Here is an 11,429-nt window from a genome sequence, read left to right as displayed (position 1 = left end):
ACTCACCCGTCCGCCGCTGAGAAATGGGAGCAAGCTCCCATTTCTCCGCTCGACTTGCATGTATTAGGCACGCCGCCAGCGTTCGTCCTGAGCCAGGATCAAACTCTCCGATAGAAAGTCTAATCTAGCTTTAAAACAATGTTGTTTCCGTAGAAACAATTTCTCGCATGGCGTTTCGTTCAGTTTTCAAAGATCGATTTGTTTCTTTCAATGTCGTTTTCAGCGACTTTATTAATGTACCACATTAACTCGTCCGAAGTCAACAACGTTTTTGAAATCTTTTTGTTTGCCGCGTTGCTCTCTTGCGGCGACAAGTAATAATATAGCACGGGGGAAAAATATGGTCAACCCTTTTTATTATATTTTTCCTCCGTTTTTTTAAATCATGATTTCGCTCGATATTGACGACTGTATATTCCCTCACCTTTTGTTTCAGAAAGGAGAACCTCTACCAGTTCTTTCTCAACCATATATTCTAGTAGAGCACCTAAATCTATTCCGTACTCTTTAAGTTGATCGTCCTCCAAAAGCTCCTGGTACGTCCAAACCCCTTCGCGCTCATTCATCACCTTTCTTATATGAAGCGTAGCGTTAAAGGATTTAGATGAAAGTGAAAAGTCATTAGCAAGCAGAAGCAGTTCAAGACGCTTATCTAGAGGGTCTTCACCAGTTAGAAGTTCTGTATACAATTTAAAGATCTCAGGCTCAATGTGTTTCACTTGATTCCAAACTGTGATTTCTGGATGAAAACCATGTTCGATTACAGATAGACGCGCAAGATGATGCAGTGCATGCAAGATAAAATTGTACGCATCCATGTATTGTTTGGAAGCAAACAATTCTTTTCCGTCCATATACCTTCTTATAAGCTTAGCGAATTCAACGCCAATCTTACGAGTACGTTCCTCGGCAGGGAAATCACGTATGCGTTCTTTCAATCCGGATATGTACTCATTTCGATCAAAGATGATCTTCCCATTAACAAGCCATGCAACCAAACGACGATGACTTCCGGTTAATAGCCAGTCGTGAACTTGCTGCTCGGACACGACATGCATCGCTGCTCTCTTATCCTCAAACTCGTAATGCTTAACAAGCCATGGCTTCTCATTGTTGCTTACAATAATCAGTAGAACAACATCAAAGTTATCAGTCAAAGGATGATGTGGTTTCGTTTTCTCTATTACTATAACGCCAAGAGTTTCAGGGTGACTAGCTCTTTCCTGGTAAATCGGCCTTAAAAGATTTTCCATCTGACTTTCCTCCAGCAGTACTTTTATTCTTGGAACCGTACTTGTCTAAACAATTCAACATTCAATATTATAAATCCTGTTATAAATTAAGCAATGCTAATTTTGAACTTTTTATGGAAGACCCAAAGGAAAGTGCTTACAGATAATCCATATGCTATACTTGGTTGCAGGAGGGACAAGCGATGCAATTAAAGTATACAAACAAAATAAATAGAATTCGTACGTTCGCACTGAGCTTAGTATTTATTGGCATAGGTATTATGTATATAGGTATATTCTTCAAAACATCTGTCTTCTTAATGACAGCATTTATGATCATCGGATTTCTAGCTACGATCGCAAGTGCAGTCGTATATTTCTGGATCGGCATGTTATCGACGAAAGCAGTGCAAGTCACCTGCCCTAATTGTGAGAGAACCACTAAGGTGCTTGGACGAGTAGATGCCTGTATGTATTGTAAACAACCTCTAACAATGGACCCTAACTTAGAAGGTGTAGAATTCGACGAAAAATATAATAGTAAGAAACAAGATAAGTAAAAAACAAGGAGCTAGTAGGAGCTCCTTGTTTTTTTTCTTACCAATAAAAAAACTCGCCAATGAAGGCGAGCTTTTTTGTTAGTGTTTATTTTTTTGACAATCAGGACATGAGCCGTATATTTCCATCCTGTGGTCGCCAACTTGGAAGCCAGTAACTTGTTCAGCTAGCGTTTCGACTTCATCCAATCCCGGATAATGAAAGTCTACAATTTTACCACAATCATCACAGATAATATGGTAGTGATCAGTTGTTACACAATCGAACCTGCTTGAAGAATCACCATAAGTTAGCTCTTTCACGAGTCCGATCTCTTTAAAGACTCTCAAGTTATTATAAACCGTTGCTACACTCATATTAGGGAATTTTCCTTCAAGCGACTTATATATTTCATCTGCTGTAGGATGGGCCATAGACTGGATCAAATGTTCCAAAATGGCATGACGTTGAGGGGTTATACGCACGCCCGAGCTTTTCATTGCTTCTATTGCTCCATGCAGTTTTTCTTCAGCCATTCGTCATGCACCTCTCTTCCAACAAGCATTCTTACATTGTAATGTTTATAAATAGTGTACATTGTAAAACCATCAATTGTCAATGATGTACTCTTTTCAAGCTATGTTACTAATTTTCTTGATGCAAAACCGACTCTTTTTCTCCCATATGGTAATTAATATATCTCGCCGCTACGAATAGAAAATCCGATAGTCGGTTTAAGAATGAAAGCACGAGTGGGTTGACCTCTTCTACCAAGATCGCATGTCGTTCAGCACGGCGTACAATGGTTCTCGCAACATGAAGGCTTGCACCTGCTGGATTTCCGCCTGGCAATATGAAGTTTTTCAAAGGTTCGAGCTGTTTCTCCCATACATCAATCTGAGTTTCCATCTCTTTAATATGTGAAGGTTCTACCTTCCAACTAACATTTTTACCATGAGGAGTAGCAAGCTCCGCTCCAATATGAAACAACCACGTTTGGATTTTATGAAAAATAGCATCCCAGTTCTCTTTTCCTTCAAAACGAGTGTTAGAGACGTAGCTCAGCGCTAGTCCGATCTGAGAATTAGCTTCATCACAAGTTCCATAGGCTTCCACTCTGATATCACTTTTGGGTACACGCTTTCCATATATTAACGACGTCTCGCCCTTATCACCTGTTTTTGTATAAATTTTCACCCTTAATACCCCCTATCAGGATTAATAATATTTTGAAAATCATTGGTACCGTTCAAATACTCGTTGAAATTGCGTTTAAAAATCTCGATCGCTCTAGGCTGGTAATTAGGAGACACCCCTGAGTGATGAGGAGTTACCGTAACATTAGACATCCCCCAAAATGGATGCGATTCTTCAAGTGGCTCTTGTTCAAACACATCGAGTACAGCATGGTGAATCTCTTCATTTTGAAGTGCTTCGATTAATGCCTGCTCGTCTACCGCGTCGCCTCTCCCTATATTAATGAATACAGAGCTTTCTTTCATGGCATGAAAGTGAGAACTTGTAAAGAAGTGATAGGTATCTGGAGTACTCGGAAGTACACTTACGAGATAATCGCATTTAGGAATCATCTCCATCACATTGTCGTTTGAATAAACGGCATCGAAATAATCCGTAGCATGTCCTTTTCGATTAACTCCTATTGTCGTCATATTGAATGTTTTTGAGATACGAGCGATTTCGCAACCAATAGCTCCAGTTCCTATAACACCTACAGTCGCTCCAGATATCTCATTTAAACGCATCCTCTTGTTCCACGTATTAGAAGATTCATTTGCGAGTAGTTCTTTCGTATTGCGTGCTGTTACAAGCATTGCCCAAAGCGTATATTCAGCCATTTGAATGCTATGAATGCCCCTCGCATTTGTAACGAATATACCTCTCTCTTTAATTTCTTTAAAAGGTAACAGCTCCACTCCAGCAGACAAAACCATAATCCACTTTAGTTGTTTTGCTTTTTGAATATGCTTCCTAGCAACGTCTTCGCCATATGTAATCAGTACTTCAGCTTCGTGCAGATGCTCTTCCGCCTCATTCATAGATGGATAAAATTGAAACGTGGCATCAGGGTATTCTTGTACCAAGTTGTTCTTAATTTCGGACTTAAGTTTTGAAGTACAGACAATATTCATAGTTTCACCTCAAGAAATTAGAATTATGACTTAAGTATAAGTATAGCTGATTTGCCAAATCCCTTTAAATGAAAACCCTTCACACATTTAAACGGAACAATCTATATTCCTCAAAAAAGAAAATAAGGTATTCAAAAAAAGAGCGCGTTTTGCGCTCTCACCTGAAGATATGATCTACTAATACACTATGCGTACTTACTAAATTTGTATAGTCTTTCGCCCTTAAAGGACACCTGACTACGAAAGGTTTTCTTTAATATAATTCAGTGCTGTTTCAACATGTTCTTTCACTCTAACCTTGCGCCATTCCTTTACAAGCTCGCCTTCTTTATTAATAACAAAAGTAGAGCGCACAATACCCATGTATTCTTTTCCGAAATTCTTTTTCAATTGCCACACATCATATGCTTCCGCTACCTTGTGATCTTCATCGGCAAGAAGGAGGAAAGGCAGCTCGTATTTATCGATGAACTTCTTATGTTTCTCTACAGGATCTGGGCTCACTCCTAAAATAACAGTGTCAAGCTCTTCAAACCCTTCGATATGATCTCGAAAATCACATGCTTCCGTTGTGCATCCAGGCGTCATGTCCTTAGGATAAAAATAAAGCACAACGTTTTTCCCTTTGTAATCAGAAAGAGAAACCGTTTCTCCAGTACTTGCTTCAAGTTTAAAATCAGGTGCTTTTTGTCCAACTTCAATACTCATCGTTACGCCTCCTTTTATTACTTCTTAAGTAAGCGTACCGAAATACGATGAAACTTACAACTCAGAACCTTCTTTGTAATGGACGATCGTTGTCACAAAAAATGCTGCTGGCATCAAATATCCAATTAAAGCTTCGATGATAGCAATCCATCGTCCAACACCGATCGGAGTAATGTCCCCATAACCTACCGATAAAAGTGTAACAGCACTGAAGTAAAGAACAGATTGAATCCTAGTGATACCTTCCATAGGTATGGTTGCCATATCGATACTCCCCTCTTGAAGAACAGGAATATCCAGAATAACTAGACACAAATAAATGCAAGCAAAAGCTGTAATCATCGTAAAGTATACTACGAATAAAAGCACAAGCTTGTAAACTGAAAGCAAACTCCCCGGTATGCGCGTTCTCTTCATTAGAGAGACCATACTTCTTCCTATTCCTAACGAAGCGATCATAATCGCTATGATTACGAAACCAATAATCATGGAACCACCTCATATTTACTTTATGAGGTTTTCTATAAATTAGGACAAGACAATCTTAATTAGAAGTAAGCACAGTATAGACGACCATCCGCTCTTCATGAGTACCAGCATTCCGATTAAAACCTCCGGAACACGTTATTAGATTTAACCGCGGTTTATTACTCATTCCAAATATTTTCTCAAGTGGAGCATTATTTCTTGGATACGAGGCAATGCTCTCGACTGTAAATTCATAGGATTTACCTTTATCACTCGTTACAGTCAGTACATCTCCCGGTTTAAGATCCCCTAGGTGAAAGAATACTGCAGGTCCAGTTTTATTGTCTACATGACCAGCAATCACTGCATTCCCAGCTTCTCCTGGTTCAGCACCTAATTCGTACCAACCTACATTCTTATCTTCTGTTGGAACATCCATTTGACCATTCGGCAATTGACCTACATGTTCAACCTTTGCATCTACTCCTATTTCTTGTATCACCAACTGAGCAGGGACAATCCCTTCATTGCTAAGTTGATCGTTTGTATTGTTAGTTTCAGTGCTATTTTCAAATGCGGTAACAACTTCTTCAGTATTGTCACTACCGGTCAGCGTCTCTGATTCTATAAGATTAGAAGAGGAGCAGCCCATCGCTGCTCCTAAAAGAATGATAGTAAGGATCTTCTTAACTGACACTGCTCCTCCCCCTCTATAATGAGTTATGTTGTTTTCTTTTTGCGAATATAGAAGCTAGTTCCAGCTACTGCTAGCATACTAACACCTAATAGTGTCCAAGCAACCATATTGTTTGATTGATCGGCAGTACCACCCATACCTGTTTTAGGCATTTCAGATGGCATGTTTGCAGAGTCTACTAGAGGCCAAGCTTCTAGTGGTTGTTCTCCTTCAACAAGACCGATCGCATATACAGAATATACATATCCTTCTTTTAATTCTACTCCTGGAATTTCGAGTACTACGTCTTCAGATCCCGCCGGACGAACTTCTAAATCTACTGTCATTGGATCAACTTCGGCGTAGTCAGACATCGATTTAAAAGCTACGTCTGAGAAAAGAACATCGCCATCTTTTACTGCTACGTCAACATTAGGAGCGTCAGGAGAAGCATGAACAACTCTTACTTTCGCTTTTCCTTCAGAAGCTTTCGCTTCATCGCCTAGCGCCCAAAGAGAGATTCCATCAAGCTTACCGACTGCTGCTGCAGAATACTTCATTCCTTCTTCAAGGGTTACGTTCTGACTAATAACAGGGTCCCCTTCACCATTCTTACCTGCAGGGAATACTTCAATTTTATGATCCCCAGCTGGTAAAGCCATGTAATCTGTTGCTTGCTTATACTCCGCTCCCTCTACAACTGCCTCTCCATTAACATATATATCCACCGCAGGTGCATCCGGTGATGCATGAATTACTCGAACCATCGCTTCGTGATGCTCCGCAAAAGCCTGTGTACTAATGAGTCCAAACATCATAACTAGTGCAACTGCAGACGCCATAATCTTCTTAAACATGCACTCAACTCCTATTGTTTTATTTTTGTTATACTTTTGTATAACCTATGTTCAACTATTAATACGACAAAACTATAGTAAATGGATCACTTTCTTTTACAGTTTATTTGTTTTTATTAAACTCCGGAGGGAATAAGCGTACTAAATTAGTAATGAGGGAGTGGCTAATAATGAAGAAAGAGAACTTTGCGATCGGATCTTGGGAGAATGAAGAACAGTTTCAAAGTTTTTGTGACGAAAACAAACAGGCGTTACAAAGCATCGCTCGTCGTATTGTTAATGATCAGCAAATTGCTGAGGAAGTGGTCCAAGATGTATATTTGGAGGTTTGGAACAAGCGCCATCAATTCGATCCTAACAAAGGTAAACTTTCTTCTTGGGTAAATCAGATAACGAAAAATCGTGCCATCGACCGAACAAAAAAAGAACAGCGCCATTTCAGAGAGACTGTCATTGAGGATTACCATATTTTAAACGAGAACTCATATACGCACGATAATATTGAAGACAATCATGTGATCTATATGGCTTTGACTTCATTAACGAATGAGCAGCAAGAAATTGTGAGACTAATATATATTGAAGGTTATTCACAGGCAGAGGTCGCTACAAAAAAGAAAATTCCTCTTGGTACTGTTAAAAGTCGTGTTCGATTAGGAATGAAGAAACTAAAAGAAACTATTGGGACACCTTCACTAGACTTTGTCTAAAAAATAAAAAAACCAGAGGGACGCCCCTCCGGTCGATCAGTTACCTGCTCCTCGATATTTAGTTACACCGATATTCCACATAATTATCGCAATTGCGAAGAATGCGAATCCGATGACAGGTGTCAGAAAAGCATACCCATACCACTCTTCACGACCTAAGAAATAAGCTGAAGGATAAACACCAACAAATGCAAACGGAAGAATCCAAGTAAGAATAAAACGAATCACCTTATTATAGATATCAACTGGATATCTACCATAGTTTCCGATATTGTACATCATCGGCATAATACTTGTACGGCTATCTGACCAGAAGCTTATGCTTGCAAGTAGAACAAAGATACCAGCATAGACAAATGCCCCTCCAATGACCATTACTAGGAAAACAAATGGATCATACCACGAGAGACTTAAATCCAACCTACTCCCTGCATAGATCATGACGGCTATTCCCGTAATCATTCCAAACAGTGACTCTAATTCCATTCGCTCTAGAATGATTTGAAACAAACTATGAACAGGCCTAGTTAGGATTCGATCCATTTCTCCTTTTACAATATACCGTTCGTTGAAATCCCAAATATTAAAGAAAGCACCAAAGATCGCGAATGGCACAAGGAAAAAGCCATAAATAAAGATGATTTCATCTCTAGACCATCCGCTAAGCATGTTGGTGTGACCAAATACAACGAGGATAAAAATTAAATTAACAGCCTGAAACAATAGATCAGACATAATTTCCATCGCCATATCAATACGATACGTCAGTCTCGTCTTCATATACTGTGACACATATAATAAGAAAATAGTTGCGTGTTTCATCTGCTCACCCTCCCTGCACGATCAGTTGTTTTTTTGCGATGATCCAGAGAGCTTGAATTGGGATGATTAAGATCGCTGCCCATATGACTTGGAAAAGAAGAGCTTCATAAACGGCTGATCCCTTGAACCCTTCTGTAAAGATCATACTCGGGATATAGCTGATCGCCTGAAATGGGAGAAAGTCCATGACGCTTTGAGCCCAGCCAGGATAAAAGCTTATCGGTAGTAAAAGACCCGAGAATAAATCGATAACCACACGCTTTGCTCTTATAAGACCATCATTATTAAAGAAGAAGAATGTCAGGACGCCTGTGAGCAAATTAATCTGTGTATTTACGATAAAACTAAGAATGATTGCTACCATGAAGAACAGCCATGTTGATGCAGCAGCGGAAAACTCGATCGGGAATATCAAACTGACGATGAACATTCCAGGAATGGAAAAGAAACTCAAACGGAAGATTCCCTCCCCTAACCCTTGCATCGTTTTCATCATCAGGTAATGATAAGGTCTTATAAACTCCACCGCTACCTTACCTTCTTTGATTTCCTGAGCGATTTCTCTATCGATATTGTTAAAGTAAAATGCTCGCGCCATCCAAGCAACGGCAATGTAAGTTGTCATCTGTATAACAGATAAACCTTCTATTTCCCCTTTGTCTCCATAAATCGCACTCCACAAAAAATAATAAGCACCAATATTAATACTATAAATTAAGATGCCACTGTAGTAATTTGTTCGATAAGCAAGCATCATAAGGAAACGAATTCGAATCATTTCAATATACTTACCCATTGAGCATTCCCTCTTCATAAATATTCCTTATAATTTCTTCAGTTGAAATCTCATGAATCTTTATATCTGTAATGCGATGAGCAGCAACAACCCTTCCAATTACTTCAGATATTACGTGCTCTTCATTAACTACATTTGCAACATAAACATTCGGTCGATCGCCAGGAGTCCATTCTGCATCGAGTTCCTTCAATAACGGCTGAAGCTCATCCCCGGTAACGTTCTCACCAAACTGAAACTCGATTTGTTTTCCTTCTCCCCAGTTTGACCGAAGCTTCGCAAGCTTACCGTCATAGATGATCTGTCCCTCATCAAGCATGACCACTCGCTCACACAATGCTTCAATATCCGTTAAATCATGTGTTGTCAGCAAGATTGTCGTTTTGTATTTTTCATTAATTTCTTTAAGGAAGTTTCGAATCTTAAGTTTCACGAGGACATCAAGCCCGATCGTAGGTTCGTCAAGAAACAACAGCTTTGGATTATGTAATAACGCTGCCGCAAGTTCGCACCTCATCCGCTGCCCCAGTGATAATTTTCTAACCGGTTTATCTAGCAAAGGTCCAATGTCGAGCGATTCAATCACATGGTTCATATGTTCGTTATATACATCATCCGGTACATTATAGACTTTCTTTAACAGACGGAATGATTCCTGAACAGCAATATCCCACCATAGTTGCGAACGTTGTCCAAACACAACGCCGATCGAGCGAACGAATTTCTCGCGTTCCTTGTGTGGATCCATTCCATTTACGCGAACTGTTCCTGATGTAGGAGTCAAAATCCCAGTTAACATTTTGATGCTCGTTGATTTACCAGCACCGTTCTCTCCAATATATCCGACCATTTCACCTTCATTTACGGTGAAAGAAATATCTTTAACTGCTGAAATCACCTTGTAGTTCCTTGTAAACAAATCTCGAAAAGCTCCTTTAAGTCCAGAGCGACTCGAGTGTGATTTAAAGTCTTTGCGCAAAGACTGTACCTCGATGACTTCTTTTCCCATTTGTCTTCCTCCTTTTTACACACACCAATTCAGTTTACAAGAGCCTCTATGAAGATACAATGCATGAGCTTGTTTCTATCTCTCTATATCATGCTACAATGAAACAGGAATTAGTTTTAGAAGGAGGCAATTATGAATATTTCAAAATCAGAACAACATCATAAAGAATCACTCGATATCATGTTAGGTGGGGTGAATAGTCCTTCACGATCTTATAAAGGTGTAGGCGGCGGCACACCGATCTTTATGGAGAAAGCACGCGGACCATACTTCTGGGACGTAGATGGTAACAAGTACATAGATTATCTAGCAGCTTACGGACCAATTATTACGGGACACGCACACCCTCATATCACTCAAGCCATCACACACGCAGCAGAAAACGGCGTACTATACGGTACTCCTACGGTGCTTGAGAACCGATTTGGGAAAATGCTACAAGAGGCGATTCCATCACTAGAACGCGTACGTTTCGTAAACTCTGGTACAGAAGCTGTTATGACAACGATTCGTGTAGCAAGGGCCTATACAGGGCGAAATAAAATCGTTAAATTCGCTGGTTGTTATCACGGACATTCTGACCTCGTCCTCGTTGCAGCTGGGTCTGGTCCCGCTACTCTAGGAAGTCCTGATTCTGCCGGTGTACCTAAGAGTATTGCAAAAGAAGTAATCACAGTTCCTTTTAATGACATCGAAGCTTATAAAGAAGCAATGAACAAATGGGGCGAAGAGGTTGCTGGCGTTCTCGTTGAACCGATCGTAGGTAACTTTGGAATTGTCGAACCAAAAGAAGGCTTCCTTGAAGAAGTGAATAACATTACACACGAACACGGCGCTTTAGTGATTTACGATGAGGTAATCACAGCATTCCGTTTCATGTATGGTGGTGCTCAAAACCTTATTGGGGTTGAGCCAGATATGACAGCCTTAGGCAAAATTATCGGTGGTGGCCTACCGATCGGTGCATACGGTGGTAAGCGAGAAATCATGGAAAGTGTCGCACCGCTTGGACCGGCATACCAAGCAGGAACGATGGCAGGAAACCCTGCTTCAATCTCTGCAGGAATAGCTTGTCTTGAGGTACTTCAAGAGGAGGGTGTATACGATCATCTCGATCAGCTTGGTTCAAGACTTGAGAGCGGGATACACAAGTTAGCAAAAGAAAACGGCATTCCTGTTACGATCAACCGTTTAAAAGGAGCCCTCACTGTTTACTTTACAGAAGAAGAAGTTGTTAACTACGAGCATGCAGAAAACACGGATGGAGAGAAGTTTTCAACATTTTTCAAACTTATGCTCAATGAAGGAATCAACCTGGCACCTTCTAAATATGAAGCTTGGTTTCTTACGACTGAACACAACATTCAGGATATCGATGACACACTTGTAGCTGTTCAAAATGTTTTCCGACAGATGGCAGAATAATCTTTAATGCTCCTGAATAGTTTCTGTAAGACAGAATAA

The 11,429-nt window shown here is 40.0% G+C and carries 14 protein-coding genes and 1 rRNA gene; 3 read left to right on the top strand and 12 right to left on the bottom strand.

What is annotated here, in order from left to right; genetic code table 11:
* A 16S ribosomal RNA gene (locus LCM09_RS19125) occupies positions 1 to 114 on the bottom strand; the annotation flags it as partial.
* 269 nt (positions 115 to 383) lie between these two features.
* Positions 384 to 1,253, bottom strand: coding sequence for a nucleotidyltransferase-like protein (locus LCM09_RS19120; protein WP_224885134.1), 870 nt, complete (start codon positions 1,251 to 1,253; stop codon positions 384 to 386).
* Positions 1,254 to 1,435: 182 nt separating this feature from the next.
* Here LCM09_RS19120 and LCM09_RS19115 point away from each other — a divergent pair, with 182 nt between their 5' ends.
* A complete protein-coding gene (locus tag LCM09_RS19115) occupies positions 1,436 to 1,792 on the top strand; it encodes a YgzB family protein (protein WP_224885132.1) in 357 nt (118 codons plus the stop codon).
* Positions 1,793 to 1,870: 78 nt separating this feature from the next.
* Here the strand turns inward: LCM09_RS19115 and perR are convergent, their stop codons facing one another.
* From perR to LCM09_RS19080, 7 genes are all read right to left on the bottom strand, one after another.
* Complete coding sequence (gene perR, locus LCM09_RS19110) at positions 1,871 to 2,305, bottom strand: peroxide-responsive transcriptional repressor PerR (protein ID WP_224885130.1); 435 nt, start codon at positions 2,303 to 2,305, stop codon at positions 1,871 to 1,873.
* A 109-nt stretch (positions 2,306 to 2,414) separates the two neighbouring features.
* Positions 2,415 to 2,966 carry a cob(I)yrinic acid a,c-diamide adenosyltransferase gene (locus LCM09_RS19105; protein WP_224885128.1) on the bottom strand — a complete coding sequence of 184 codons (552 nt, stop codon included), beginning with the start codon at positions 2,964 to 2,966 and terminating at the stop codon, positions 2,415 to 2,417.
* Between the two features lie 2 nt (positions 2,967 to 2,968).
* A complete protein-coding gene (locus LCM09_RS19100) occupies positions 2,969 to 3,919 on the bottom strand; it encodes a D-2-hydroxyacid dehydrogenase (RefSeq protein ID WP_224885127.1) in 951 nt (316 codons plus the stop codon).
* Positions 3,920 to 4,156: 237 nt separating this feature from the next.
* Positions 4,157 to 4,627 carry a thioredoxin-dependent thiol peroxidase gene (bcp, locus tag LCM09_RS19095; RefSeq protein WP_224885125.1) on the bottom strand — a complete coding sequence of 157 codons (471 nt, stop codon included), beginning with the start codon at positions 4,625 to 4,627 and terminating at the stop codon, positions 4,157 to 4,159.
* A 54-nt stretch (positions 4,628 to 4,681) separates the two neighbouring features.
* Complete coding sequence (locus LCM09_RS19090) at positions 4,682 to 5,116, bottom strand: ion channel (RefSeq protein WP_224885123.1); 435 nt, start codon at positions 5,114 to 5,116, stop codon at positions 4,682 to 4,684.
* Between the two features lie 55 nt (positions 5,117 to 5,171).
* A complete protein-coding gene (locus tag LCM09_RS19085) occupies positions 5,172 to 5,792 on the bottom strand; it encodes a class F sortase (protein ID WP_224885121.1) in 621 nt (206 codons plus the stop codon).
* 23 nt (positions 5,793 to 5,815) lie between these two features.
* On the bottom strand, positions 5,816 to 6,628 hold the full coding sequence (locus LCM09_RS19080; protein ID WP_224885119.1) for a DUF4397 domain-containing protein: 813 nt from the start codon (positions 6,626 to 6,628) through the stop codon (positions 5,816 to 5,818).
* A 170-nt stretch (positions 6,629 to 6,798) separates the two neighbouring features.
* Between LCM09_RS19080 and LCM09_RS19075 the strand changes: the two genes are divergently transcribed.
* The gene (locus tag LCM09_RS19075; protein ID WP_224885117.1) at positions 6,799 to 7,338 is read left to right on the top strand and encodes an RNA polymerase sigma factor; all 540 of its coding nucleotides are present in this window, start codon (positions 6,799 to 6,801) and stop codon (positions 7,336 to 7,338) included.
* 36 nt (positions 7,339 to 7,374) lie between these two features.
* Here the strand turns inward: LCM09_RS19075 and LCM09_RS19070 are convergent, their stop codons facing one another.
* From LCM09_RS19070 to LCM09_RS19060, 3 genes are read right to left on the bottom strand one after another with little or no spacing between them, the layout of a single operon-like run.
* Positions 7,375 to 8,160 carry an ABC transporter permease gene (locus LCM09_RS19070; RefSeq protein ID WP_224885114.1) on the bottom strand — a complete coding sequence of 262 codons (786 nt, stop codon included), beginning with the start codon at positions 8,158 to 8,160 and terminating at the stop codon, positions 7,375 to 7,377.
* A 4-nt stretch (positions 8,161 to 8,164) separates the two neighbouring features.
* Entirely contained in the window at positions 8,165 to 8,956 is a 792-nt protein-coding gene (locus tag LCM09_RS19065; protein WP_224885112.1) for an ABC transporter permease, read from the bottom strand.
* A complete protein-coding gene (locus LCM09_RS19060) occupies positions 8,949 to 9,965 on the bottom strand; it encodes an ABC transporter ATP-binding protein (RefSeq protein WP_224885110.1) in 1,017 nt (338 codons plus the stop codon). Before LCM09_RS19060 ends, LCM09_RS19065 begins: the two co-directional genes overlap by 8 nt.
* A 132-nt stretch (positions 9,966 to 10,097) precedes the next feature.
* On the opposite strand from LCM09_RS19060, the gene LCM09_RS19055 reads away from it, so the two are divergent.
* Entirely contained in the window at positions 10,098 to 11,390 is a 1,293-nt protein-coding gene (locus tag LCM09_RS19055; protein ID WP_224885108.1) for a glutamate-1-semialdehyde 2,1-aminomutase, read from the top strand.
* Positions 11,391 to 11,429 lie beyond the last annotated feature (39 nt).

This window comes from Guptibacillus algicola, from assembly GCF_020171805.1.
GTDB lineage: Bacteria > Bacillota > Bacilli > Bacillales > Guptibacillaceae > Guptibacillus > Guptibacillus algicola.
The sequence above is the reverse complement of the archived record's forward strand: the minus strand, read 5'-3'. Positions and strand labels throughout refer to the sequence as shown.

Coding starts and splice junctions, on each gene's coding strand:
- LCM09_RS19120 (WP_224885134.1), bottom strand. CDS start 1,253: ATGGAAAATCTTTTAAGGCCGATTTACCAGGAAAGAGCTAGTCACCCT.
- LCM09_RS19115 (WP_224885132.1), top strand. CDS start 1,436: ATGCAATTAAAGTATACAAACAAAATAAATAGAATTCGTACGTTCGCA.
- perR (WP_224885130.1), bottom strand. CDS start 2,305: ATGGCTGAAGAAAAACTGCATGGAGCAATAGAAGCAATGAAAAGCTCG.
- LCM09_RS19100 (WP_224885127.1), bottom strand. CDS start 3,919: ATGAATATTGTCTGTACTTCAAAACTTAAGTCCGAAATTAAGAACAAC.
- bcp (WP_224885125.1), bottom strand. CDS start 4,627: ATGAGTATTGAAGTTGGACAAAAAGCACCTGATTTTAAACTTGAAGCA.
- LCM09_RS19090 (WP_224885123.1), bottom strand. CDS start 5,116: ATGATTATTGGTTTCGTAATCATAGCGATTATGATCGCTTCGTTAGGA.
- LCM09_RS19080 (WP_224885119.1), bottom strand. CDS start 6,628: ATGTTTAAGAAGATTATGGCGTCTGCAGTTGCACTAGTTATGATGTTT.
- LCM09_RS19075 (WP_224885117.1), top strand. CDS start 6,799: ATGAAGAAAGAGAACTTTGCGATCGGATCTTGGGAGAATGAAGAACAG.
- LCM09_RS19070 (WP_224885114.1), bottom strand. CDS start 8,160: ATGAAACACGCAACTATTTTCTTATTATATGTGTCACAGTATATGAAG.
- LCM09_RS19065 (WP_224885112.1), bottom strand. CDS start 8,956: ATGGGTAAGTATATTGAAATGATTCGAATTCGTTTCCTTATGATGCTT.
- LCM09_RS19060 (WP_224885110.1), bottom strand. CDS start 9,965: ATGGGAAAAGAAGTCATCGAGGTACAGTCTTTGCGCAAAGACTTTAAA.
- LCM09_RS19055 (WP_224885108.1), top strand. CDS start 10,098: ATGAATATTTCAAAATCAGAACAACATCATAAAGAATCACTCGATATC.